General features: G+C 73.2%; 18 protein-coding genes. 4 read left to right on the top strand and 14 right to left on the bottom strand.

What is annotated here, in order from left to right; all coding sequences use genetic code 11:
* Positions 1-15 precede the first annotated feature (15 nt).
* Positions 16-708 (bottom strand): DUF4097 family beta strand repeat-containing protein, encoded by a 693-nt coding sequence (locus tag BZY54_RS38825; RefSeq protein WP_086730056.1) that lies wholly within the window; start codon positions 706-708, stop codon positions 16-18.
* A 261-nt stretch (positions 709-969) separates the two neighbouring features.
* Between BZY54_RS38825 and BZY54_RS38830 the strand changes: the two genes are divergently transcribed.
* Positions 970-2,079, top strand: coding sequence for a sulfite oxidase (locus tag BZY54_RS38830; protein WP_244217544.1), 1,110 nt, complete (start codon positions 970-972; stop codon positions 2,077-2,079).
* Between the two features lie 129 nt (positions 2,080-2,208).
* On the opposite strand, the gene BZY54_RS38835 is transcribed toward BZY54_RS38830, so the two are convergent.
* From BZY54_RS38835 to sigJ, 5 genes are all read right to left on the bottom strand, one after another.
* Positions 2,209-3,612: a hypothetical protein gene (locus tag BZY54_RS38835; RefSeq protein ID WP_086730057.1), complete on the bottom strand. Its 1,404-nt coding sequence runs from the start codon at positions 3,610-3,612 to the stop codon at positions 2,209-2,211.
* A 67-nt stretch (positions 3,613-3,679) separates the two neighbouring features.
* Positions 3,680-7,318, bottom strand: a complete 3,639-nt coding sequence (locus BZY54_RS38840) for a trypsin-like peptidase domain-containing protein (protein WP_158103984.1) — start codon at positions 7,316-7,318, stop codon at positions 3,680-3,682.
* Between the two features lie 13 nt (positions 7,319-7,331).
* On the bottom strand, positions 7,332-7,655 hold the full coding sequence (locus tag BZY54_RS38845; protein WP_086730059.1) for a trypco2 family protein: 324 nt from the start codon (positions 7,653-7,655) through the stop codon (positions 7,332-7,334).
* A gap of 235 nt (positions 7,656-7,890) precedes the next feature.
* Positions 7,891-9,087, bottom strand: coding sequence for an NAD(P)/FAD-dependent oxidoreductase (locus BZY54_RS38850; RefSeq protein ID WP_086730060.1), 1,197 nt, complete (start codon positions 9,085-9,087; stop codon positions 7,891-7,893).
* A 102-nt stretch (positions 9,088-9,189) separates the two neighbouring features.
* A complete protein-coding gene (sigJ, locus tag BZY54_RS38855) occupies positions 9,190-10,137 on the bottom strand; it encodes an RNA polymerase sigma factor SigJ (protein ID WP_086730061.1) in 948 nt (315 codons plus the stop codon).
* A gap of 231 nt (positions 10,138-10,368) precedes the next feature.
* Here sigJ and BZY54_RS38860 point away from each other — a divergent pair, with 231 nt between their 5' ends.
* On the top strand, positions 10,369-11,043 hold the full coding sequence (locus BZY54_RS38860) for a dienelactone hydrolase family protein (protein WP_086730072.1): 675 nt from the start codon (positions 10,369-10,371) through the stop codon (positions 11,041-11,043).
* Positions 11,044-11,114: 71 nt separating this feature from the next.
* Here BZY54_RS38860 and BZY54_RS38865 read toward each other — a convergent pair whose 3' ends face one another.
* The 4 genes from BZY54_RS38865 to BZY54_RS38880 form a co-directional block, all read right to left on the bottom strand.
* Positions 11,115-12,446, bottom strand: a complete 1,332-nt coding sequence (locus BZY54_RS38865) for an erythromycin esterase family protein (RefSeq protein ID WP_244217545.1) — start codon at positions 12,444-12,446, stop codon at positions 11,115-11,117.
* Between the two features lie 69 nt (positions 12,447-12,515).
* Positions 12,516-12,728, bottom strand: coding sequence for a hypothetical protein (locus tag BZY54_RS38870; RefSeq protein WP_086730062.1), 213 nt, complete (start codon positions 12,726-12,728; stop codon positions 12,516-12,518).
* A gap of 151 nt (positions 12,729-12,879) precedes the next feature.
* Entirely contained in the window at positions 12,880-13,671 is a 792-nt protein-coding gene (locus tag BZY54_RS38875) for an Fpg/Nei family DNA glycosylase (protein WP_086730063.1), read from the bottom strand.
* A 383-nt stretch (positions 13,672-14,054) separates the two neighbouring features.
* Entirely contained in the window at positions 14,055-14,510 is a 456-nt protein-coding gene (locus tag BZY54_RS38880) for a MarR family winged helix-turn-helix transcriptional regulator (RefSeq protein WP_086730064.1), read from the bottom strand.
* A gap of 104 nt (positions 14,511-14,614) precedes the next feature.
* Here BZY54_RS38880 and BZY54_RS38885 point away from each other — a divergent pair, with 104 nt between their 5' ends.
* Positions 14,615-15,070 (top strand): SgcJ/EcaC family oxidoreductase, encoded by a 456-nt coding sequence (locus tag BZY54_RS38885; protein ID WP_086730065.1) that lies wholly within the window; start codon positions 14,615-14,617, stop codon positions 15,068-15,070.
* A 291-nt stretch (positions 15,071-15,361) separates the two neighbouring features.
* Here the strand turns inward: BZY54_RS38885 and BZY54_RS38890 are convergent, their stop codons facing one another.
* A complete protein-coding gene (locus tag BZY54_RS38890; protein WP_086730066.1) occupies positions 15,362-15,847 on the bottom strand; it encodes an SAM-dependent methyltransferase in 486 nt (161 codons plus the stop codon).
* Between the two features lie 432 nt (positions 15,848-16,279).
* Here BZY54_RS38890 and BZY54_RS38895 point away from each other — a divergent pair, with 432 nt between their 5' ends.
* A complete protein-coding gene (locus BZY54_RS38895) occupies positions 16,280-16,909 on the top strand; it encodes a phosphatase PAP2 family protein (protein WP_086730067.1) in 630 nt (209 codons plus the stop codon).
* A 130-nt stretch (positions 16,910-17,039) separates the two neighbouring features.
* Here the strand turns inward: BZY54_RS38895 and BZY54_RS38900 are convergent, their stop codons facing one another.
* From BZY54_RS38900 to BZY54_RS38910, 3 genes are all read right to left on the bottom strand, one after another.
* Positions 17,040-22,034 (bottom strand): DNA repair ATPase, encoded by a 4,995-nt coding sequence (locus tag BZY54_RS38900; protein WP_107419938.1) that lies wholly within the window; start codon positions 22,032-22,034, stop codon positions 17,040-17,042.
* A gap of 102 nt (positions 22,035-22,136) precedes the next feature.
* Positions 22,137-24,212 carry a flotillin family protein gene (locus BZY54_RS38905; protein ID WP_086730068.1) on the bottom strand — a complete coding sequence of 692 codons (2,076 nt, stop codon included), beginning with the start codon at positions 24,210-24,212 and terminating at the stop codon, positions 22,137-22,139.
* 484 nt (positions 24,213-24,696) lie between these two features.
* The gene (locus tag BZY54_RS38910) at positions 24,697-25,341 is read right to left on the bottom strand and encodes an Rv1733c family protein (RefSeq protein WP_425276356.1); all 645 of its coding nucleotides are present in this window, start codon (positions 25,339-25,341) and stop codon (positions 24,697-24,699) included.
* Positions 25,342-25,345: the final 4 nt, after the last annotated feature.

A 25,345-nucleotide genomic window follows, 5' to 3' on the forward strand; every position in this document is an offset into this window, starting at 1 on the left:
CTGCCGGCTGCGGATCTACAGGCTGCGGGCGGTGATGTCGCCGTGGGCGGTGGTCGCGTGGATGTTCAGGCCGGCGGCGCCGCCGTCGGTGTTCTCGAGCGCGTTGTCGATCCGGCCGTGGGTGGTGCCGGCGTCCAGGGAGGCGGAGACTCCGCGGGCGGCGCCCACGGAGATGTCGCCCTGCTGGGTGCGCAGCGTGACCGTGCCGCGCACGGCCTCGGCGATGTGGAGGTCGCCCTTCTGAGCGCTGATCTCCGCGGGGCCGCCCAGCCGGCCGACGGAGACGTCACCGGCCTGGAGGGTGAGGCGGGCGCTTGCGGTCTCGTCGAGCTTGACCGAGGCCTGCGCGCCCTCGAAGACGACGTCGCCGAGCCGTCCGACGCCCCGGAGTTCGGCGAGGGCCGCCTTCGCCTCGACGCGGGAGCCGGCGGGCAGCTGGACGGTCACCTCGACGGATCCGGAAGGGCCGAGGAACCGGTTCTTCGCCGGCTGGGCCTCGATCCGCAGGACGCCGTCGCCGTATGCGACCTCGGTCTGCTCCGCCGCCTTCACGTCGCGGCTCTTGGAGGTGCCCGCGGGCAGGATCTCGACCGTGGTGTCGGCCCGGTCGGCGGCGATGAACCGGATGCGTCCCGCGGGGATGTCGAGGACGGCCGAGACCGGGGCGGGGGTGTCGAACCTCTGCGTCGCGCTCTGGGTCTTGTGCATCGTGCGCTCCTTCGTCCCGTCGTTTCTGATGACGGAAACGCTACGTTGCATTCATAGGTGCAGCAAGATATTCGTTGCGCAAACTCAGCATCTACGCAGGTGAAAGCCGAGAAATCGTTGCAACGGTGTAGGATTTAACGCAACAGACTCTACCTTGCTCGTTGCAATGAATGTAGGTGAACGCTATATCGAAGAGCTCGGACGCACGCCGCCCAGCGGACCTCACGGAGGCCGAGAAGTGGTGCCTCCAAGGTGGCGTAGGTGGCCGATGTGGTGGACATTGACCGCATGGGCATATGGGACAAACGTGACGACATGCTTGTGCACCAGGAGGAGCCCTACAACGCCGAAACGCCTCCCGGCGCCCTCGCAGCTCCGATCACCTCCCTGGACGCCTTCTACTGCCGCAACCACGCGCCGATCCCCCGCATCGACTCCGCGAGCTGGCGGCTGCGGGTGGAAGGTCTGGTCGATCGTCCCCTGGAACTGTCCATGGACGATCTGCGCCGCTTCACCGAGCGGACAGTGGTGGCGACACTGCAGTGTGCGGGCAACCGCCGCGCCGATCTGATGGAGGTCCGTGACATACCCGGCCAGGTCCCCTGGGGCCCGGGAGCCGTCTCCACCGCGCGATGGAGCGGGGTGAGCCTGGCGGACGTGCTGGCCGAGGCCGGAGTGCGGCCGCAAGCGGCCCACATCGCCTTCACCGGCGCCGACGTGTCACAGCAGGCCGACCCGCCCCAGCCCTTCGGCGGCTCCATACCGATGACCAAGGCGGCCTCCGGCGAGGTGCTCCTGGCCTGGGCCATGAACGATCAGGCGCTGCCCGCCGCACACGGCGCCCCCCTGCGCGTGGTCGTCCCCGGCTGGATCGGCGCCCGCAGCGTCAAATGGCTCGAGCGCATCGGCGCACAGGCCGAGCCGACCGGCAACCACTTCCAGACCGAGTACAGCGTCCTGCCCCCCGAAGCCGACCCCGAGGCCGTCGGACCGGGCGACGGCATCACGCTCGGCCCCGTCGCCATCCACTGCGCCATCCTGCGGCCCGGCGGGAACGAGCGTGTGGCCGCCGGACCGACCGAGGTCAGCGGGTTCGCCTTCGCCGGGGAGAACCGAACGGTGGCACGTGTGGACGTCTCCGCCGACCACGGCAGCACCTGGACCCATGCCGACCTCGATCCCCCGGAGAGTCCCTGGACCTGGCAGCACTGGCGCACCGTGCTCACCCTGCCCCCGGGCGAGACCGAGCTCGTCGCACGCGCCTGGGACTCCACCGCGGCCGTGCAGGCCGAGTCCCCGGTGACCGTCTGGAACCCCCGGGGGTACGCCAACAACGCCGCGGCTCACGTGCGCCTCACATGCCGTCCCTGACCGGGCGCCGTGTGCGGCGGTCAGGGCCACCACGGCTCCGGCGGCCGCCTCCGCAGCGCCGTCCGGCGCCACACCGTCCTCCGGCCTCTCCCCGCGCGAGCCGCCTCCCTCGCCGGGACGGGCCGACGATCAGCGGCCGGTGACCTGTGGGGCCCACTCGCAGGCCGCCATCGCCGCCTCCAGTACGGCGCGTTCGGTCGCCGTGAGGGGGTAGGTGGCCGCCGTGCCGAGGGAGGGGTCGAGGTGTGGGCGGACCCGGTCCGCGTCGGCGGGGTTCAGGCTGAGCACCGGCTTCACCAGGATGTTGAGGGGGTGCTCCAGGTCCTGGACGACGGTGGAGTAGAAGGCGTCCGAGCCCCGGGTGGGGATCGCCAGCCCGCCCTCGTAGACCGCAAGCCGTCCGTAGGGCGCCGACACGAACTTGCCGATGGCGCGCGAGCCGCGCAGGTCGTCGTCCTTGTTGTCGGGGCCCGTCGGCACCAGGAACTCCGGAGAGCCGGTGCGCTCGAGGGTGGACATGTCGTAGTGGTAGTTGACGTTGCCTCCCTCCGCGACCAGCAGGTCCCAGGAAGCCACCGGGTTGAGCCGGAAGATCGTGCGCGGTGTGGAGTCCCAGCCCGAGTACAGGCCCCGGATACGGCCGCCGATGATCTGCCAGCGGTACAGGCCCTTCTCCCAGCCGGCGGTGACGATGGAGTCCCCGGTGAAGGTGATCGCGTTGAACTCGCCGTGCCGCACGGACTCCATCACGAGGTCGTACAACGGCTGCAGTCTGCTGTCGGTGACCAGCAGCCGGGAGCCCTCCGCGAAGGCGATCCGGGTGCCGGTGGCGTCGACGGCGAACAGGTCGGCGCGGCGCAGGCCGTAGTCCCGCAGATCGAGCTGCTCCTGCTCGCCGTCGGCGACGGCGAAGGCGACGCCGAGCAGCTTGGTGCCGACCACCCACCCCGTGGCGGTCGGCTCCACGACCGCGTCCAGCAGCCCGCCTCCCGAGGCGAGGACGGCCTCCCGGCCGGGGGTGTACTCCACGATCTCCGTGTCGCCGCGGTAGCCGCCGCTGTCGAACTCACGTCGGGCGATGACGGTTTCGCCGTCGAGCGCGCACAACGACCAGTGCTGCGCGGGTCCTTCGTACAGTGTGTTCCGCACGCCCGTGCGGTCGACCGTGACGACGCGGGAGGTGTGCGGGTCCCGGCCCCTGGTGTCGAGCGCCAGCACCGGATGGCGGACGCAGAAGCCGGCCGGGTTCGCGAAGCCCATCGTGGTGGGCAGCGTCACGGTCGTACGGCGGAACAGGTCCGTGCCGAGCCGGGCCGCCTCCTTGGTGTCGATGGCGGTGAGCACGGCCGCGAGCCGGGCGTCCGCGTCCGACGGCGGGGTCCACTTGCGGAGCTTGAGATGCGCCGCCGCGACCGCCGCCTGCGGCAGCGGCGAGGACAGGATCTGCCACCACAGGGTGCGCCAGTCGCCTTTGCGTGCCAGCTTGCGTGCCTGACCGGCCGGATCCGAGCCACCGCTGATACGTGGGATCACCCTGCGTCGCCTCCCCGTTGGTGCGCATCCGCGACCGGACGCCGTACGGACGCGCTTTCCCGCTGCGTCACACCGAGAACCATCCGCCCGGTCTGATGTCCACGCCGAGTCTCCGCAGCGTGGCCTCCTTCAGCTTCGGGTCGAAGTCGCCGATGGCGCTGGCCGCGTGGACCCGTACGGAGCGTCCGGCGTCCGGCGAGTCCGCCAGCTCCCGCAGGAGGCGCAGCCCCTCCTCCCGGTCCACGCCCGCCAGTGCGCGCGCGGCGCTCACCCGCCTCTCGCCGGTCGCCCCGGCGACGTGCTCACGCAGCAGGAGCAGCCCTGCCTCCCGGTCACGGCGGGCCAGCAGTACGGCGGCCTGGAGGCGCGGTCCGGCGTCCCAGCCGGGTTCCCGGGCCAGCCCGGCCAGCAGCGGTTCGCCCTGGGCCGGTTCGTAGTGGGCTAGTTCGGCCGCCGCCCGCAGCCGGTGCTGGGCTTCCTGGCCGGTGCCGCGGGCGATGACGCCCAGGATCCGCACCCCCTCCTCCCGGTCGTGCTGCGCGAGCAGCACCGCGGCGTCGCAGCCGTAACGGCCGGGCAGGGCGCCGTCGGCGAAGTCACGCAGCAGGGGGACACCGGCGGCGTCGTAGCGGGCGAGCCGGTGTGCGGCCTCGACGCGGTAGCCGACGTCGACGCGCTCGTCGCGGGCGATGCGTTCGAGGAGCAGCGTCGCCTCGGTGCGTTCCTGGTCGCCCGGGTCGGCGAACGCGGCCAGCGCGTCGGCCGCGAACACCCGGCAGTCCGCGAAGAAGTGCGCGTCGGCGGCGAACCGGCGCAGCCAGTCGGTTCCGGAGGCCCGGTCGTGGGCGCGCAGTGCTACGGCGGCCTCGACGCGGGCCAGGTGGGGGCAGTGGGGATGGGCGACCAGGGCGCGCAGCCGGGCGGTGCCGCCGGGCGTGTCGTGCTCCGCGAGCCGCGCGGCGGCCTGGGCGCAGTAGCGGGACGTGGTGTCGTCGGCGAACCGGGTGAGCAGTTCGGTGCCCGTCTCCCGGTCGGCGTGCGCCAGGTAGGCCGCCGCGCCGATCCGCAGTTGCAGGGCGAACGACGGGTCCCGGGCGAAACCGCGCAGCAGCTCGGTGCCGCGGGGATCGTGGCCGGCCAGCGCGGCCGCGGCGTTGACCCGGTCGATCGGCACGGAGTCGGGGTCGGTCGCCATGTCGTGCAGACGGCGCTGCTGCGCGGGCAGGTGGGCGAGTGCCGTATGGGTCTGCTGCCAGTCCTGGACGACCGGGGACGTGCCCGGCTCCCGCTCGTCCGGGTGCTGCCACAGCTTCTCGAGAATCCGGTCGCGGGTCTCGTCGTCGCACATGCCCTCCGCGAGCAGCCACGCGGCCTGCTCCACCCGCCGGGGGTCGGCGGCCAGCCGGCGGGCCAGCTCGCGCTGCAGCTCGGCCGGCTGACGATCGAAGGCGAACAGCGCGGCGACGCGGGTGTCGGCATCGGCCAGGGCGTCGCCCCAGGCGTCCGGGCCGTTGCCGAGGCGGCCCCGGAAGTGCTCCGCGGCCAGGTACTCGGCGAACGTGCGGTGCAGGAACCGGGGATCCGGCCCGTGGACGTCGACGACGAGTCCGGTGGCGTCGAGGAGCGCCGCGACCGTGCGGTGCGTGGACGGGTCGTCGTCGTCCTGCCGGCCGGTCAGCAGCCGGGCGGCGGCGCGGGGTAACGGCGTGCCGTCCCGCAGGTAGGTGTCGGCCAGATCCCCGAGGAGGCCGCGCAGGGCGGTGGTGACGGAGGCGTGACCGGGCGCGTCCCGAGCGTAGCGCTCGCGCAGCCGGCCGAGGAGTTCCTCGACACGGTCCCGCAGCCAGGGCTCGTACGGGTCCTGCCGCTGCGGGAAACGGCCGAGGAACTCCGCCACGGCGCGCGCGTACAGGTCGACGCGGCGGCCCCGCAGGTGCGGCTGCCCGCCCGGGTCGAAGTACTGGCCGACCGCCAGCTGCGCGAGCAGGGGCAGCCGGACCAGGTCGAGTACGTTGCTCGCGCGCACGTACGCCAGGAACTCCGCGGCACGGACCGCGGCCCGCTCGTGGATCACGGGGTCGGCGAGCCGGTCGGCGCCGCCCGTCTGATGGGCCATGACGAACCGCTGCAACTGCTCGTCGGAGAACGGCTGGAGGCGGAACTCCGTGACGCCGACGCTGGTCAGGCTGCGCCAGGTGCTGTCGTGCAGACTGCGGGTGGACAGCATCAGGCGCCGCTCCATGCCGGGCCCGCCGGTGCTCTCCCGGGCCGTGGTGAGCAGTAGCTCCATCACCTGCCGCCAGTCCTCGGGCCGGGTCACCTCGTCCAGCGCGTCGACCAGTACCAGGACCCGGGCGCCCGGCACGGGCGGGCCGGCCTCCAGCAGAACCCGCGCCCGGGGCCGGACGGCCGCGGCGACGGAGTCCCTGCCCACCAGTTCGCGCGCGGCGATCCGCAGCGGCAGCAGCGGCCCGAAGGGGGCCTTGGCGGGCTCCTGGCCCCGGGGCGCGGTGCGCCACCACCGCCAGGCGGTGACCTCCACGTGCTCCAGCAGGCTGGACTTGCCCACGCCCGGCTGGCCGGTGACGACGATGTGCCGGACCGTGGGGTCGGTGAGGAGACGGCCGACGGACACCGGCTGCCCGGTGACCCGGAGGGGGTGGCGGCCCTCGCTCCCCGGGGAGGGCGGCCCGGCCGGGCCCTCGGCGTCCCGGTCCGTGGTCGTGTCGAGGTACTGCTGGGTGTAGACGCGGGCCAGCTCCCCCGGCTCGGCGGCCCGGTAGGAGAGGCCGCCGCGGTCGCGTACGGCGTCGGCCGCGGGCGCGGCGTCGAGCAGCTCGGGCGGGAGCAGCGGGCGACGGCGCCGCAGCTGCCAGGCGCGTACCGGGGAGGTCCAGGACGCGGCCGTACGGCGGGGCGGCGGGATGTCCGCGGGTGCGGAGCGGCTCGGCTCCGGCCGTTCGACCCGGCCGTGTGCCCATACGCCCGCTCCGCCGGCCCACCGGATCCAGGCCGTCAGGCCCGGATCGTCCGCGAACGCCGCCGCGGGTACGGCCCGCAGCTCGGCGACCGGCCCGGACCGCCCGCCGGCGTCGGCGGTGACGATGCCCACGAGCCGGTCCCCGGCGAACAGCGCCGCACCGGACATCCCCGCCCAGCCGCTGCCCGGGGTGGGCCGGGCCAGCGCGCTGGTCGTGATGACCCACTGCCCGGACCGTACGCCGGACAGCGGATGCACGATCCCGCTGAACTGCCGTGACTCGCGCATCCCGCTCACCACGTCGTGGTCGGGGAAACCGACGGCGGTGACGTCGACCGGGTCGGCGGAGGTGAGATCGGCCCAGTACGTCGGCGCCCACCCGGCCCGGGACGCGGGCTGGTGGACGTCTGTGACCAGCAGCAGCGCCATGTCGCACTCCGGCCGCCACCAGACGGTCACCGCGTCACGGAAGGAATGCCCCCTGCGGGCGTCCGCCAGAGCCCGCACCCGGCATCTCGCGCGGTCGCGGGCCAGCTCGTCCAGGGCCGCCGGTGACAAGGGGCGACGCGGCGGCGGTTCGCCGGGCGCGGGCTCGCCGTCGCGGGCGGTGCCCCCGACGGCGTGCCAGACCGTGAGTACGAGCTGCGGCGTGACGAACCATCCCGAACCAACCGTTCTGGCGGAGGGATCGAACACCTCGGCGACACGCTCGGCGCTCAACGGCACGTCCGGGTCCCCCTCAACGCGGCTCGCCGTCGACGTCCGCGCTCACCCGCACGGGCCCGTCGTCGCGCGCCGCCACCGGGTTGAGTGTGAGCGACAACCGATGCGTCGTCTCCGACGCCGCCTTCGCGGCCGCGCCGAACGACACCACCCCGAACCGCAGCCCGCCGTCACCCGATCCCTCACGGGTGATGGCGAGCGCCAATTCGATGTCCACCGGCCCGAGTTCGAATCGCAGGGGCTGTCCGTCGCCCTGGGCCATCGCCGCCGTCAGCTCGGCCCGCAACGCCTCGATCGTCTCGGCCAGCCCTCCGGCAACAGCCACGCTCTCACTGCCCATCAGTCGACCCCTGTGATAACTCGGCCCGCGGCTACCGTGCACAGCTCCATGATGACACTCATGTGCCCTTGTGCAGGGTCGAGTTGGGCAGCCGGAACTCACGGACGCCTGTCCGGGGTGGGGGCCGGTTCCTGCCCGCGGAGGAAGTGCCGGATCGGGGTCTCGGCGCCGGGGCCGAGGCATCCGTTCCGCGGGCGACGCGGTCGGCGCCCGGCCCCCTGCCCGACCGAGATCCTCAGGCCGCGGCCTGGACCGTCGATGCCGCCTGGGCCGGCTCCTGGACGACGCGGCGGCGGCGGGTCGGCATCCCGAGTGTCGGGTTGGCGATGCTCCAGGCGGCGCCTTTGCAGACCAGCTCCTTGTAGACGGCGGCGAGCCGTCCCGTCAGGGCCGCGCGGACGGCGCGGTCGTCGGCGGTGACGTACTGGATCAGGCCCTCCCGGCGGCCCAGGGAGATGCACTGGTTGAAGTAGCGCAGGGGGGTGGTCGGGACCTTGCCGCCGGTCAGCCGGGCCGCGATGGCGTCGGCGGCCTGCCAGGCGGTGGGCACGCCCGAGGCGCACGACATGCGCAGCGGCTTGTCGCCGGGACCCGTCACCATGGCCGCGTCGCCGATGGCGTAGACGTCCGGGTGCGAGACCGAACGCATGGACCGGTCGACCACGATCTGGCCGGTGCCGGTGACCTCCAGGGTGGTGGCCTGTGCGACCGGGTGGACGGCGAAGCCGGTGGTCCACACGGTGACCGCGGCCGGGAGCGAGGCGCCGTCCGCGGTGGTGACGTGGTCGGCCGCCACGGCGGTGACGGCGGCGTGTTCGTGCACGGTGATGCCGAGCCGGCCGAAGACCTTCCGCAGGTGGCCGCGGCCCTTGGGCGAGAGCCAGTCACCGAGGGCGCCACGGGCGGCGAGGGCGATGTCGAGGTCCGGACGGGCCTCGGCGAGCTCGGTCGCGGCCTCCACGCCGGTCAGGCCACCGCCGACCACGACCACGGGCTCTCCGGCCTCCAAGCGGGCCAGGCGCTCGCGCAGCCGGAGCGCTCCGGGGCGAGAGGCGATCTCGTGGGCGTGCTCGGCGGTGCCGGGGACGCCCTGGTCGTTCCAGCCGCTGCCGAGGGCGAAGACGAGGGTGTCGTACTCCAGTTCCTCGGTGCCCTCCGCGTCGAGGACGGTGACGGCCTTGCGGTCGGCGTCGACGCCGGTGACCTTCGCGAGCCTCAGTTCGACGCCGGTGCCCGCGAACATCTCGCTGAAGGGCCGGGGCTTGAGGTGCTGGCCCGTGGCGAGCTGGTGCATCCGGACGCGCTCGACGAAGTCGGGTTCGGCGTTGACGAGGGTGATGGAGACGTCCTCGCGGTGCAGCCGCTTGGCGAGGCGCCCGGCGGCGATGGCTCCGGCGTATCCGGCTCCGAGGACGATGATGCGGTGCTGCATTTCCTCGCTCCTGTCTTCAGCGGGTTCGCACCTTGAACCGGGCGGCCCGCCGTTTCCTGACAGGAACGTGGTGTGAAGCACCTCACATCCGGGTCGGAGGGGTCAGAAGGCGGCCTCGAGCAGGGGTTCGCCGTGGTCGGAGGCCGCCCACCGCTGGGTCGCGCGTTCGAGCTTGTCGGGGTTGACCTGGTTGCGGAACCCGGCGATGCCCTCGGCGGTGATCTGCAGGCACATGACGCCGACGACCCGCCCGCCGACGACCGCCACGAGGGCGGGGTCGCCGTTGGCGGTCATGGCGTAGACCTCGGGCGAGCCCCCGGCCAGGGCGCGCTTGGCCTCGCTGGGCTTGAACAGGCCCCGCATGAACTTCGCGACCGCGAGGGCGCCCTCGAACGCCTTGGCCCGAGCCGGGACCTTCCCGCCGCCGTCGCCGATCGCGACGGCGTCCTGGGTGAGCAGCCGGACGAGCGGCTCGGTCCGGCCGCTGGTGGCGGCGGCGAGGAACTCGTCCACGATCCGCCGGACGGCGGCCTCGTCGATCTCGGTGCGGGCCTTGCCGTCCGCGACGTGCTTCTTGGCGCGGTGGAAGATCTGCTGGCTGGCCGCCTCGGTGATGTCGAGGATCTCGGCGATCTCCCGGTGCGGGTAGTCGAAGGCCTCCCGCAGCACGTACACCGCCCGCTCGCCCGGCGAAAGGCGCTCCAGCAGGGCGAGGACCGCGTACGAGACCGATTCGCGCTGTTCGGCGGTGTCGGCCGGACCGAGCATCGGGTCCCCGGCGAGCAGCGGCTCGGGGAGCCACTGGCCCACATAGGTCTCGCGGCGCGCGCGGGCCGAGGCGAGCTGGTTGAGGCACAGGTTGGTGAGGACCTTCGTCAGCCAGGCCTCGGGGACCTCGATCCGGTCGACGTCGGCGGCCTGCCAGCGCAGGAACGTCTCCTGTGCGGCGTCCTCGGCCTCGCTCGCGGAGCCGAGGAGGCGGTAGGCGATGGCCTCCAGGCGGGGCCTGGACGCCTCGAACCGGTCCACGTCGGTCATGGTCAGGGCCATGGCCGGGATCCTAGCCGCCACGGTGCGCGACGGGTGCCGCGGTTCCTGATCGCGGCCGAGCGGGCCGGACGGGTGGACCGGGCGGGCGGCGCCGGCCGGTCACGCCTCCGTCGGCCGCCGACACCGGCTTCGCCCGGTCGGGCGTTCGCTCCCGCAATGGTGGGTACGCGGTGGTGACGTCAAGGCCGTACCGATCCGCAAGGCCGCAAGACGCGGAAGAAGCTGATGACGATGATCTCCGAGCTGGTTCTGGTGCACACGCAAGACGCCACGCTTCCCGGCGACCTCGTCGTCCCGACCCCGGCGCGGGGCGTGGTGCTGTTCGCGCACGGCAGCGGCAGCTCCCGGCACAGTTCGCGCAACCGGAAGGTGGCCGCCGAGCTGCGCACCGCCGGACTCGGGACGCTGCTGATGGACCTTCTGAGCGAACGGGAGGAGCGGCACGACGCGCTGACCGCCGAACACCGCTTCGACATCCCGTTCCTCGGCCGGCGGCTCGTGGGCGCGATCGACTGGCTGGACACGCAGCCCGACAGCCGAGGGCTTCCGGTCGTGCTGTTCGGCGCGAGTACGGGCGCCGCCGCGGCCCTGGTGGCCGCGACCCAGCGGCCGGACCGGGTGCTGACCGTGGTGTCGCGCGGCGGCCGGCCCGATCTGGCGGGTGACGCCCTGACGCAGGTGAGGGCACCGGTGCTGCTCATCGTCGGCGACCAGGACACCGAGGTGGCGCAGCTCAACGAGGAGGCGGCCCGGTATCTGCGGGCCCCGCACGCCCTGCACGTCGTCCCGGGCGCCACGCACCTGTTCGAGGAGCGCGGGGCCCTGGAAGAGGTCGCCGCCGTGGCCAAGCGGTGGTGCGAGGGCCGGCTGCGCTCCGCGCGGGAGACGGCGCACGAGAAGCAGTGAGCGGCTACGGCGCCTGAGGCGGCGCACCGGGCGGCGGATCGGCGAAACGTACGCCCCGCAGGGTGCGTCACTCACACACCCACGGGCCAGGTCTGTTCCTCCCGGCTCTCCGCCGCCAGGGGGTGCAGCGGCGTGAGCGCGTGGGTGCAGTCGAGGTAGCAGAAGGCGTCGTAGCGCTCGGCCAGCACGGTGGGGACGTAATTGGCCACGCTCTCGAAGCGCGGGCGGTAGACCACGCCGATCGCGCGGTGCCCGTGCTCCTCGTGGTACCACTCGCCCCGGCCACTGGCCGGCGGCCGCTGGAACTGCACATGGGGAAAGACGAACAGCGCCCGCTCGCCGGGCAGCGCCCGGTGCAGCAGGTCCTCCAGGCTTCCGGCGTGCGCCGGCGGCACCCCCATGACCCTGGGCACCTCGCCCCACGCGTCCGCGGCGATCACGGTGCCGGAGTGGGAGCCGAAACCGACCAGCACCACGCCCGCGCCCATATGGCGTTCGCGCACCAGTTGACCGACGTTGACCATGCCGGTGTCGGCCATGTCCGTGGCGCGGGCGTCCCCGATGTGGGTGTTGTGCTCCCACACCACGGCCTTGGCGTCGGGGCCGTAGTGGTCCATCAGCCGGTCCAGGGTGTCGGTCATGTGGTGGTCGCGGATGTTCCAGGAGTCGGGCCCGCTGTCGAGCATGGCCCGGTAGTAGCGCTCGGCACCGGCGAGCACCTCGGCGTTCTGCCGGGCGGCGAACTCGGCGAGCGAGCCGTCCGGGGCGGCCGCCTGCGCGGCCTGTCGCCGCAGCTCCGTGAGCAGGGAGACGACCTGCGGCTCGCAGCCCTCGGGCACGTAACGGGTGGCAAGCGCGTACGACTGCGGGTCCTCGGTGTACGGCTCGAAGCAGCGGTACGCCTCCAGGGCGTGCTCCACCCGGTCGGGATCGTGCTCGCGCAGATGGGCGAGCACCGCGTGCAGCGACTCCCACAGGCTGTAGACGTCGAGCCCGAAGAAGCCGACGCGGTGCCCCGCCGGCCGCTGCTCGTTGTGCCGGCGCAGCCACCGGGTGAAGGCGACCACGTCGGTGTTGCCCCACATCCACGTCGGCCAGCGCCGGAAGTCCGCCAGCACCTCACCGGGGTCCTCGGACGCGCCCGGTGCGCCGACCACGGAGCAGTGCACCGCCTGGCAGTCCGGCCAGTCGCCCTCCACCGCGACGAAGGAGAAGCCCTTCTCCTCGATGAGCCGGCGCGTCAGTACGGCCCGCACCCGGTAGTAGTCGGCGGTGCCGTGGGACGCCTCGCCGAGCAGCACGTAGCGGGCGTCGCCGATGCGGTCCATCAGCGGGTCCAGCGACGCCTCGTCCGTCAGGGGCAGCGCCTTGGCCCTGATGCGGGCCTGGTCGGTGTCGAGCACGGCGTCCTCCCCTTCCGCAGGGTGCCCCACGGGTTCCCGCCGTACCGGCCGGGAAACGGCGCCCCGCCGTCACTGCGCGCAGCCGACGTCCAGCACTTCCACCACGTCGCCGTGGACCGTGTAGACCAGCCAGCACCAGTTCCCGAACACGGCCGCCAGGTCCGGCGCCTGCGTCCCGGTGTCGTGGGTGACCGCGTCGATGAGCGTGATGATCTCTTCGTGCATCTCGTCCCGCACGTCGAAGAGAACGTCGGCGGCCCTTTGGATCAGTTCGACTTTCATGGCGCCCCCAGGACGGGCAGCACGGTCCGGCGAAGCCGAGCACTTCGCGCCGGGCTCCATGACCCGACGGAGCCCTCAGGACCACGGTAGACCCGCCGGGCGCCGGGGAGCCCCTGCGGGGTTCTTGCGGTTCGCCGCCCGTCACCAGGGCTCAGGACGCGCCCGGCTGGCACTGCGGGCACCACACCGTGCCCCGGCCTGCCAGACGGGTGCGGCGCAGATGGGTGCCGCAGCGTGGGCAGGTCGGGTCGGGGGCGTCGCGGTGGCCGGTGAGCCAGGAGTCGCGCGGCGGGACGCAGCCGGCGGTGACCGCGGAGCGCAGGGTGCGGCGCATGTGGGTGTACAGGCGTCGGCGGTCGGCCCCGGTGAGGTCCTGGGCTCGGACGTCGGGGCGCAGCCCGGCGCGCCACAGGACCTCGTCGGCGAGCAGATTGCCGAGGCCGGCGAGTACGGACTGGTCGGTGAGGGCGGTTTTGATGTGGCCGCGACGGGAGGAGAGCGCGGCCTCGAACTCCTCGGGGCCGACCGCCAGCGCGTCGGGGCCCTGGCGCTCCAGCCTCCGGGCCACGTCGCGGTCGTCGTAGGCCAGCCACAGGCCCTGGAGTTTGCGCTGGTCGCGGTAGCGCAGCTGACGGCCGCCGCTCACGGTGAACAGCACGCGGTCATGGGCCTCGGCCGCGTCCTCGGGACTGCCGCACACCAACCGGCCGGTCATGCCGAAGTGCAGCATGAGGGTGGGTCCGTCGCCGGTGCGGGCGAGCAGCCACTTCCCGTGCCGCTCCGGCGCGGCGAACCGCCGGCCCTCCAGCGCCTCGCGCAGTCGTCGTGCGCTGATCCCGTGCAGGACGCCCGCGTCGCGCACGTCGACACGCTCGACGGTTCTTCCCTTCACGCAGGACTCGAGCACCTTCCGGAATCCCTCGACGTCCGGCAGCTCGGGCACGGCGGGCGTCCTTCCTCCGGGCGGGTGCGGCCGGGCGGGCGGTGGTCTGTCGCCAGGCTTCCCCCGCGCCGCCCCGGCACGCACCTCGCGGCGCTCGCACCTCCGCCGGACGGGCTAGGGTCTTTCGTTCGGATCAGGCGAGGTCGTGCGGGGTCAGCTCCGCGCTGCGCGCCGCCGGGGACACGGACAGCCGGATCCGCCCGTCGAGCTCGCGGACACCGCCGAACTGATGGCCACCTCGCCTACGCGGTCAATCTGCGCTCCCGCGCAGGACGGTCTCCACGGCCCTTGCCTCGATCGGCGGCCGGGCCGCCTGAGACGGCGGATTCGGCGCAGACGGCGGGTTCCGTGCGGAGCCGGCGAGCCGGCGCGAGCGGGCCGGTTCAGCCGTCGGTGTCCGCCCCGGCCGCCGACAGCTCTTCGGCGGCCTCCCGGTAGGCCAGGGCCGCGCGGTCGAAGTAGTCGAAGAGGACGTCGAGCTGCTCGGGCGTGTAGCCCTCCAGGATCTCGCCGACCTTCTGCCGTGCGGGAGCCATGACGCGGTCGAGGTCGACGGGCGTGCCGATCGGCTCGACGATGACCTTGCGCCTGTCCCTGGCGTCGGGAACGCGGCGGACGTAGCCCGCCCGCTCCAGCCTGTCGATCAGGCGGGTGGTCGGCCCGGTCGTCAGACCCGCGCGTCCACCGAGCTCGCCCGGGGACAACGCGCCGGACAGCCGCAGGATGTTCAGCGCGTACAGGTCGGTGGCGCCGAGCTCGCAGGCCCTGGCACTCGCCTGGCCGTGCAGCATCACGGCACTCAGATACCGGCGGTAGGCCTCACTCGCGTCGGACCGCATCGGTGGCGTTGACACTGGCTCACCCATTCCATAATCTCTTCTCTTGAGAAGAGAAATCTCTTGCGAAGTAACTTCATTCGCGAAGCTATCATGAGGGGGACTCGATGAACGCACATTCCGCACGCGACACGGACACGGCCGCGATCCGCACCCTCCTGGAGGAGAGCCGCACGGCGTGGAACCGCGGCGACGGGACCGCCTACGGCCGGTGCTTCACCGACGACGCCACCGACGTGACCTTCGCCGGCACCGTCTACCGGGGCGGGCACGAGATCGGTCGCGCCCACCAGGCCCTGTTCGACGGGTTCCTCAAGGACACCGAACTGACCGTCGAGATCACGGACGTCCTCTTCCACGGCGCCGACACCGCCGTCGTCCTCACCCGCGGCGACGCCGGCAGGCGCAGGCCCAAGCGGCTGGGCAAGCTCGCCACCTACACGGTCGTGCGCGAGTCCGACGGCCGGTGGCGCATCGCCGCGGTCCAGAAGACCCAGCGCAAGCGCCTGATGGAAGCCGTCTCCTTCCGGCTCCGGCCTGACACGCGCCCCGCCCAGGGCTGAGACCTGCCGCGTCGCCCGCGCCCCCCTACTCGCTCGGCTCGGCGGCCCACTCGGCCCATTCGCGGCGCATCGCGTTGAACCGGAGGCCGTACCCGGGCGTGCACGGCGACTCCCGTCCCTCTCCTCGGGCACGCCGGACACGGCCACTCGGTCTCCGCCACGGTCATCCGGATCGCCGGCTTCGTCCTCCCGACGGTGTTCGCCGACCACCACGTCGCCCACGTCCAGGGCTGGACAGGGCCGGACAGATGGCCCACTGAACCAGGGCCAGGCCGAGCCCCGCGGAACCCCTCAGTAGTAGCGGCGCATGATGTCGGTGGCCCAGGCGGGCTGGGTGGTGGGGACGTCCTGGGGGCCGAACTCGGTCATGTAGGGCTTGATGTCGAGCACGGGGGTGCCGTCGACCGCGTCCAGGCCGCGCACGTGCACGTCCAGGCCGTCGACCTTGAGCAGGCGGCAGCGGGAGACGCCGATGCGGTTGGGCCGGTTCTTGCCGCGCTGGGCGAAGATCCCCACCAGCGGCCAGTCGGTGTTGCCTCGCGGGTGGCGGGCACCGGTCTCGATCTTCTCCACCGGAACCCGGTCGAAGTGGTAGACGACCTCCAGGTGGGAGAAGGCGTCCAGGCCGGCCAGCGCGTCCGGGCCGAAGCGGTCCGCGTCCAGGCGGATCACGGCCTCCACACCACCCCAGTCGTCGTCGCGGACCTCCTCCCGCCCGCCGACGACCCGGCCCAGGGGATACGAGACCACTCCGGTCGGGGCGCTGTTCTCAGTCATCTGCCGTGCCTTTCGTCATATGGGTCCGTACGCGTGCTCCGCGTGCGGACCTTTGTGGTCCCGCGTCACGCGGCGTCCGGGCGCGGCGCAGCGCCACGGCCGGCCGCGCCGCACCGGAAGAGTCCCATCCTGCCCTCAAAGGCCCGCTCACGTCGCGGAGTTGCTCATGGCAGGCGGGCTGCCGCACATCACCCCCATCGCGCCGGCCGTGCCCCTGCGCCGACCACGGTGCGGGCCTCGAGGACGGAGACGCCGGCCGGGCGGCCACCGACCGCCTCCTCGATGCAACCTGTTCCCCGGCTGCTAACGTCTACCCACCTGTAGACGTTCACCTGTCCGCCGATCGGACTTCACGAGGATTCCAGCTCTGCATCCATGAGCGTTCGCCGAAGCGCTCTTCCGCACTGAGACACCGGCCCGGAGATCCACCTGATGACGACTTCCTCCCCGACCACCCTGGCGCTCGACGGCGCGTCCATCGACGGCGGCCTCTACACCGACGTCACCGACTTCGCCCGCCACACGCACTGGCTGAACGGGGCAGCGGCGGCCTACTCCTCCGTCGGCATGGGTCTGTTCGTGGTCTTCCTGCTCGCCGCCTGGTGGGGGGCCCGGCGGCAGAGGGACTCGACCATGGCCGCCGTGCTGGCCACGCCCTTCGCGGTCGTCTTCGCCTACGTCGTCAACAGCGGGATCAAGGACGTCTTCCAGGAGCCGCGCCCCTGCCGGGCCCTCCCCCACGACTTCCTGATCGAGGCGTGCCCTCCGGTCGACGACTACGCCTTCCCCAGCAACCACACCACGGTCGCCTTCGCGTTCGCGGTCGCGCTGCTGATGGTCAGCCGGTGGCTGGGCTCCGTCGCCTTGCTCGCCGCCGTGGTGATGGGCGCCTCCCGGGTCTACGTCGGCGCCCACTACCCGCACGACGTCGCCGTCGGCGCCTTCGTCGGCAGCCTCGTCTCGCTGATCGTCGTCCTGCTGGCCTACCGGTTCTGCACGCCCCTGGTTCAGCGGCTGCGCGGCGGAGCACTGCGCCCGCTGCTCGTCGCACAGCCCTCCTGACGCAACCCCGGACCGCCGGTGTACGCCCGTGCGTACCGGCGGTCCCGGCGTATCAGCACGCAGGTGCAGACGGCCACGATCAGCAGCGCGGCCGTGAGGGGGACCAGGAAGGGCGTCATCGCGGTCACCGTCACCTCTCCTTTCGGTCGGCCGTGGGCGCGCTACCGCCGGTGGCGCGCCCCGTTCCCTCGGTCTCGCGCCCGCTCCGGTGTGCGGTGGCGGCCGTGAGGACGGACTCGATGGCCGCCATGCGGTCGGCCAGCAGTGCGAGGGCGGCGGTCGCGCGGGTCAGGGGCTCCTCGGCGGGGCCGCCGAGGTCCCGGGTGTGGACGTGGGCGGCCTTCAGGTCGGCCCAGCGCCGGGCCTGCTCGGCGGTGAGGGTGCCGCGCAGCTCGGCCAGTTTCAGGAGGTTGGCCTCGGCCTGGCCGGTCAGGGTCTGAGCCTCCGCCGTGAAGTGGTCGTCGAGCACGGCCGCGAGCTCGGCATGGTTCATGACCGGCCGGATCCGCTGAGCGATCTTGTTCATGGTGCGGTAGGAGCCCTGGAGCCGGAACGGCGGCTCGGTCCGCGTGGCGTCGGACTGGGCTGCGGAGGCGATGTAGGCGGCGTTGACCGCGAGGACCGTCTCGCGCGCGGTGAGCAGATGGCGCAGCACGGAGACGACCTGGTCCAGCTCGGCGGGGGCGTAGGGGTGGGTGAGGCGGTCCGCACGGGCCGTGGGGTCGCCGTCCGCCAGCCGGACCAGCAGGTCCAGGTCCCGGCGGTCGCGTCCGGCCAGCGGGGCGAGGACCGGGTTCGCGGTGAGCGCGTTCTCCAGGAAGCTGAGCGCGAAGACGTCCTCCTTGCCGGTGAGGACGTCGCCGAGGTTCCACACGTCGGCGCGGTTGGCGAGCATGTCGGGCACATGGAACCGGTCCCCGGACTCGGTGTAGGGGTTGCCGGTCATGCAGACCGCGAAGCGCTTGCCGCGCAGGTCGTAGGTACGCGGCTCGCCGTCCCACACGCCGTCCACGCGGCGGGTGGCGTCGCACAGCGGGATGAACTTCTGCAGCAGCTCCGGTGAGGTGTGCTGGATGTCGTCCAGGTGCAGGAGGGTGTTGTTGCCCGCCGCCAGCGCGAAGTTGATCTTCTCCACTTCCTGGCGGGCCGTGGCGTTCGGCGCCTCGGCCGGGTCGAGCGAGGTGACCGCGTGGCCCAGCGCCGGGCCGCTGACCCGCACCATCATCAGGCCGAGGCGGTCGGCGACGTACTCCATCAGCGTCGTCTTGCCGTACCCGGGCGGCGAGACGAGCAGCAGCAGGCCGCCGGTGTCGGTGCGCCTGCTCCCGCCCGCAGTGCCGAGCTGGCGGGCCAGGCTGTCGCCGACCAGCGGGAGGTAGACCTCGTCGATCAGCCGGTTGCGGACGAAGGCCGCCATGGAGCGCGGGCGGTGCTCGTCCAGGCGCAGCCGGGCGCGTTCGGCGGCCACCAGGGCGCCGCGGTGGCGCTGGTGGGCGCGAAAGGCGGGTACGTCGCGCTCCGCGAACCGTTTCGTCCGGGCCAGGAACTCGTCGATCCGCAGACCGAGGGAGCGGCCGGTGAGGCGCCGGTGGCCGCCCAGCAGGCCCTCGGCCACGGCCAGGGGCGAGAAGTCGGACTCGTGGCGGGTGAGGCCGGGGCACAGCTCGGCGGCCACCGCCTCGGCCAGGTCGCCGGCGGCGATGTCCGTGCCGGTGGAGTCGACGTACGCCGTCAGCCACGCCCGGGCCAGCTGCCGGCGCGCGGAGAGCTCCTCGAGTGCGGACAGGTCCTCGTCGTAGGCCGAACCGCCCACCGTGCGGCGGAACTTGTCGAGCAGGGTGCGGGCGGTGGCGCTGATGACGAACCCCTCGGGGCCGGTCGTCAGCTCCTCGAAGAGATACGCCGCCGCGGCCTGGGCCGAACCGTCCGGATCCGCGGCCCCCACCGGTCCGCCGGTGTCCGTCGCCGCCGGCGGGTCGCCGAGGGTGGCCGACCACTGCCCGATCGCCTCAGCCAGCTCCTTCTCCAGTTCCGCGACGGCCGTCGTCGCCGCCGGGCCGAAGGTGTCGCGGGCGCGGGCGAGGGAGACCGCCCGCCGGGTCCAGGTCGCGCGCGCGGCGGGCGTGGTGCCGTGGTCCCAGAACAGCTGGGCGGCGGCCCGTGCGGCGGGCTCGTGGCGCAGCGCACCGGCCTGCTCGTACAGGGGCAGCAGGGCGGTGAGGATCACGGTGGCGTCGTGGTCGTGGACCCCGCGCTCGTAGCCCTCGTCGTACGCCTCAGCGGCCGCACCGCGCACCAGGGCGGGCAGGTCGTCGGCTGCGGCGAGGGCGGCCGGGCCGTGCTCGCGCAGCAGCCGGGCGGCCAAGTGCTCGGCGCGGTAGACCTCGGGCGACTCCGAGGGCAGGTGCCGGTCCCAGTGGGCGCGGGTCGCCAGGAAGTCCGGGTCGGTGACCGGACGCCGGTAGTCGGTGCCGGTCAGCGCGAAGGCGAGGCCGTCGCCGTCCGGGACCAGGGTGAGGTCGAGGGGCTGCGTGGTGACGGCGAAACGGTGGACGCCCAGGCGGATGGTGCGCCCGCCGTCGGCGTACAGGTCGGTGCGGTCGCGCAGGACGCGGGCCGCCTCCTGCCGGGCGGCCTTCAGCCGGCCGTCCAGCTCCTCCGCCCGCACCGGGTCCCCGAGTCCGCGCAGCTCCTCGGCGCTGCGGCGGACCTTGGCGACCATCGGGTCGGAGGCGAAGTAGGTGCTGACCGCCTCGGCGTCCGCGAGCGTGGCCGCCCGCCGGGCGACCGTCTCGAGGATCCGGACGGCGGCGGCGGCCAGCTGCTCGGCGCGGCGGGCGCGGGCGTCCAGGAGGGCCTGCCTGCGGGCGGAGAAGGCCTCGTAGACCTCGGTGCGCCGGGAGGCCAGCTCGCCGAGGAAGTCGTCGAACTCCGCGAACCTCGACTCCAGGTTCTCCAGCCGCACCAGCGCGCCCGCCAGTTGCTCGTCGCAGGCCTCGGGGGTGTCGGCGGCGGCGAGCGCGCCGGTCACCGCCTGCCCGAGCAGCGCCAGCTCGGCGGCGAACTCGGCGCGGCCCTCCCGCTCGCCCAGCTCCCGGCGACGGGCGTCGAGCAGGGCGCGGGCGCGGTTGACGCCGCCCAGCACCTCGGCGATCCGTTCCAGGACGCCGGTGCGCACGGTGGCGTCGGCGATGTCGAGCCCGGTGACCACCTCCGTGACCGTGCGCAGCGAGCCGGCGAGCTCGTCGAGCCGGGCCGCGACCGGCTCCGCCTCGGCCACGCCGGCGATCGACTCGGCGTCCGCGACGAGCCGCTCGACGTCCCGGTGGTGCTCGGCGAAGGCGTCCTCGCGGGCCAGGAAGGAGACGGCCCGCCGGCCGAACGTGGCGAGGTCCGCCTCCGCCTCGGCGGCGAGTTCGTCGATGCGGGCGGTGTCGGCGTACCGCATCTCCTTCAGGGTCAGCACATGGCCCTGCGCCTGCCGCAGTTCGGTCAGCCCGCTCACCCAGGCGGCTGCCCCGCGCGGCGCCTCGCCGCGCAGCCGGCGCACCACCGCCGCGAGCCGCTCCGCGGCCTCCTCCAGCGCGTCGGCGGCCCGGCGGGTCAGGTCCTGCACGGTCCGGAACTCGGCCAGCACCTGCTCCGCCGTCGCCCGTACGGCATCCAGCGGGGTCCGCAGGCCGCCCAGGTCGGCCTCGCCCAGCCAGTGGTGGGTGTCGGCGGCGCGGACGCACGCGGCGGCCAGCGCCTCGTACACCTCCACTGTCGGCGTCGTCTCGGCGACGGCGCGGCTGATGGACAGGCAGTCCGAGATGCCGCGCACCAGGTCGGCGTTGCCGACCCGGGCCAGGGGGCCGGTGCCGGCCGATGCGGCGGCGTGGGTGTCGGAGACGTAGGGGGAGGTCCACAGCTGTGCCGGGTGCACGCGGGCCGGTTCCCCGGCCGTGCCCGCCGGGTCGGCGCGCAGGGCCAGCAGCGCGCCGTCGTCGAACAGGGCCCAGCCGTGGCAGGTCAGCGGGGTGGCGACCTCCTCGCGGATGGTGTTGTACGACAGCAGCAGGCCGCGTCCCCCGGCGGGCGCGTGGAAGGCGTACAGCACGTCCTCGCCGTACGGGGAGCGCACCTCGCGCTCGAACTCCAGGCCGCTGGTGTCGAGTTCGTACGTCTTGTACGCCCCCGTGGCCAGACAGTACCCGGCCGCGAAGACGATGCCCTGGTCCTCGGGGAGGCGGCGGCAGCCCTGCCCGATGCCGTCGAGGCGGACCACCGCCCGGGTGAGCGTGTTGAACACCAGGTAGCGGTCGGCGTCCTCCTTGTAGGGACGGATCCGCAGCAGGATCAGCGCGCCCACTCGCGTGTGCGCGATGTCCGCGTCGGCGAGCGCCTGGAGCGGCTCGTCGACCGGCTCGCTGTGGATGCCCTCGCCCGTCTCGGTGTCGTCCTCGGTCTTGACGGTGAGGGCGCCGCCGACGGTGGAGACGTACAGCTCGCCGCGCACACGGACGTGCGGATGGCGGCCCAGCACATGGTCTTCCCGGGTCGCCTCGGTCCACTCGAAGTCGTGGGCGGGCGGCAGCACGTGGTCGCGTTCCCCGCGCGCGTCCAGGAAGACGGCCCGTCCGTCGTCGGTCAGGTCCCAGCGCAGCGCCCGGATGTCGTCGGCCTTCTCACCGGTGCGGAAGACGGCCAGCAGCCGCCCTTCGATCCGGTGCAGGCGCAGCAGCCGGGCCTGCCGGTAGTAGCGGTGCAGCGCCGCGAACTCCCGGACGAACGCCGGGTCGTCGAGAAGGCCGGGGACGGCGTCCTCGGGCAGCCGGTTCAGCTCGCGGTCGTACAGCCCGAGGACGTCGCCGACCTCCGGCTCCGGGCGGCCGCCGTGGCAGCCGAACAGCAGGTGGCCGCCGACGGCGACGACGTCCCCGGGAACGCACGGGTGCTCGGTGCGCAGCAGACCGGTGCCGGTGAGGTCGAGCCGGGTGGCGCCGAACTCCTCGGCCCGGCGGGCGTTCAGCGCCTCGGCGCCGCGGGCGAGTTCGGCGGCCTGAGCGGTGAGCCGGTCGCGCAGCACCTCGTACGTGCCGCTGTCCACGGCGTCGTACGAACCCGTCTCCAGGGCGGTTGCCATGGATGGTGCGTCCCTTCGGAAGGTTCGGCAGGAGGTCGGGGGCCTGTGGCCCGGGGCGGAGCCGCCGCCCCCTGTTCGGCGGCTCCGCGGGACCCTCGGCCCTCAGGCCCTCACGGTGCCGTTGCGGCCGGTCAGCGCGGTCAGCGGGGTGTCGGCCAGACCCAGCTCGCCCGCGCGCTCCAGGAGCTGCTGGAACTGCCCGGCGTTCGCGCCACCCGACTTCATCAGCTTCATCAGCAGTGCGGAGATCGTCAGGTTCTGCACGTCGGCCGTGGAGATGGAGCCGAGGATCCGGCTCAGGTCCTCGGGGAGGCTCGCCGAGCCCTCCAGGTAGGGCTTGGCGAGGGCCTGTGCGGACCTGGAGTGCTCGACGAACCCGTCGACGCCCTTGCCGAGGGAGATCGCGGACAGCAGCCGGTCGAAGAAGACCGACTCGCCGCCGACGATGTCGATGTCGGCGTTCTCCAGCCCGGTCGCCAGGACGGTGGCCTGCGCCTCGGCGACCTGGCGCTGCACCTCCAGACCCGCGAGCCGGATCTCCTTCTCCGCCTGCAACCGCAGCCGGTACTCCTCGTGGCCGCGCGAGGCCTCGTCCAGGGCGGCCATCGCCGCCGCCTTCTCGGTCAGGCCCGCCGCCTCCGCCTTCAGCTTCTCGCCGATCGCGGTGGCATCGGCCAGCGCCTTGGCCTGGGCGCCCTCTGCCTCGGCCCGCAGCCTGGCCTCGGTGCCCTGCGCCTCCGCCCGCATCCGGGCCTGGGCCGCCTCGGCCTCCGCGCGGCCGGCCTTCTCGATGACCTCGGCCTCCTTGTCGCGGACCTGGACGGCGGCCAGCCCCTCGGCGGCGGCCTCCGCCTGAATGCCCTCGGCCAGCCGCAGCTTGGCCCGCGCGTCCAGATCCGCGGTCTTCAACCGGGCCTCGGCCAGGGTGATTTCCTCGGCCGCGCGGTGAGTGGCGGCCTGCTCGGCGGCCTCGGCGGCCTTGATGTCCTTGACCAGCTTCTCCTGCGCCTCCGCCTCGGCGGCGATGATCACGGCCTGCCGCTCCCGCTCCGCCTCCTCCACGGCGCGCAGCTTCTTGATGGACTCCTCCTGCTCGGCGACCGTACGGTCCACGGCGACCCGCTCGCGTACGACCTCGGCGATCTCCCGCTTCTCCGCCTCCACCTCCTTGTCGGCGGCGATCCTCGTCAGCTGGGTCTCCCGCTCCCGGGCGATGGCCTCGAGCAGCCGGTCCTTCTCGATGCGCTCGTTCTCCACGGCGATGACCCGCTCGCGGTTCTTCGCGGCGACGGCGACCTCACGGGCCTGGTTCTCCCGCTGCACGCCGAGCTGCTCCTCGGTGCGCAGGAAGGCGCTCTGCGCGCGCAGCCGCTCCTCCTCCACCACGCGGGCGGTCTCGGCCTCCTCGCGGGCCCGGGACGTCTCGATCTCCCGCCTCTGCTTGATCTCGGCGTCCGCCTGCCGGCGCTCCAGCTCCAGGATGGCCTCGCGCGCGTCGACGTTCTGCCGGGTGATCTCCTTCTCCTCGGTGCGCTGCGCCTCGTTCGTGCGCACGTGCTCGATCGCCGTCAGCTCGGTGATCTTGCGGATGCCCTGCGCGTCCAGGACGTTGGCCGGGTCCAGCTGGGACAGCGGCGTCTGCTCCAGGTAGTCGATCGCCGCGTCCTCCAGGTGGTAGCCGTTGAGGTCGACGCCGATCAACTCGATGATGTGGAAGCGGAGTTCCTCACGCTTGGTGTAGAGGTCGGTGAAGTCCATCTGCTTGCCGACGGTCTTGAGCGCCTCGGAGAACTTCGCGTGGAACAGCGTCTGCAGCGTGTCCTGGTGGCTGGCACGCTCGGTTCCGACGGACTGCGCCACCTTGATGACGTCCTCGACGGTCTTGTTGACCTTCACGAAGAACGAGATCCGTATGTCGGCGCGGATGTTGTCCCGGCAGATCAGCCCGTCCCGGCCGGAGCGGCTGATCTCGATGGTCTTCACCGAGATGTCCATGACCTCGGCCTTGTGCAGCACGGGCAGCACGACCTGCCCGGTGAAGGACACGTCGACCTTCCGCGTCTTGGAGACGATCAGCGCCCTGCCCTGGTCCACCTTGCGGTACAGCCGGGAGAAGACGAGCAGCGCGAGCAGAACGAGAATCAGGCAGGCAGCGGCGAGCGCGCCGATGACATCCATGGAATACGTCCTTGACGGTACGAAGGATGAGGCGGATCGGGGCGCCGAGCCGGGCGCTCCGGCGGCCTTCAGGCCGCGATCGTGAGTCCCCCTCTCCCCCGTGCAGGCCTCCGGACCGGACCGGCGTCTGCCGGGGTCCGGCATCGGAAACCATCCGTAGTGCTCCCCGGCGGCCATGATGCCCAGCTCGCACCCGGGAGCGCATTGCCGGTTCCCGGCAGTGTTCGGCACCTCCTCGATGCCGGTGGGCCGCCAAGAAGCCGCCGACGGGACGTCAGCACCCCGGCTGCCGCAGGCGTTCGGCAGCCGGGAAGGTGGGGCGGTCGACGACGGAGTACGGCCTGACGCCGAGCGATCGCGGGGCCGAAGCCATCGATCGGCTCCGCGGACACACTGACGGCGAAGTCACTCGGTCCTACCTCCCGGGAGCAGGCCGGCACCACGGCCCTGCAGGCCGAGGCCTCTTGTACGGGCCGTCCCCGCGTCATCTCCGTGTCGTCCAGCGTGGTGCCGTGCCGGCCCAGGCCCTGCCCCAGGCGGTGAGGTTGCGGTGGCGCAGGGCGAGGGTGACGGCTCCGTAGGCCGCGGAGCCCAGGGCGATGACGGACAGGGCGGCGAGGATCGCCCAGCCCATGGTGCGGCTGCGGACCTGGTCGGGGGTCAGCGGCGGGCCGGTGACCTGGCCGTGCGGGTCGGCCCAGACGTGGACGGTGCTGCCGGCGCGCAGGCCGGGAGGGACGTCCGTGGTCGCGTGGTGTGTCCGTCCGCCGGGATCGGTGAAGCGGACCTCGACCGGGTAGCGGGTCTTCTTCTCCTCGGCCGAGCCCGGCTCGGGGTGGCGCGGGGCGTCGTGGACGAGGACGGCGGTGGTGTGGTGCCGGGTCCGTTCGTGCCGTTCGGCGGTGTGCGTGTAGTGGTGGTGGGCCGCGTCACCGACGAGGTACGCGGCGGCGGGCGCGGCGGCCAGTACCGCCAGCAGCAGGCCGAGGCCGAGCCACGCCTGGAGCAGGTCGCTGGTGCGGCGCAGCGGGTTGCGCCGCAGTCGCCACAGCGTGATGGGGTCCTCCCTTCGTCGGCCCGGGTGCGGGAACGGGGGTCCGGTCAGGTGTGGGGACTGCCCCTTATACACATCT

This window comes from Streptomyces carpinensis, from assembly GCF_002154505.1.
GTDB lineage: Bacteria > Actinomycetota > Actinomycetes > Streptomycetales > Streptomycetaceae > Streptomyces > Streptomyces carpinensis.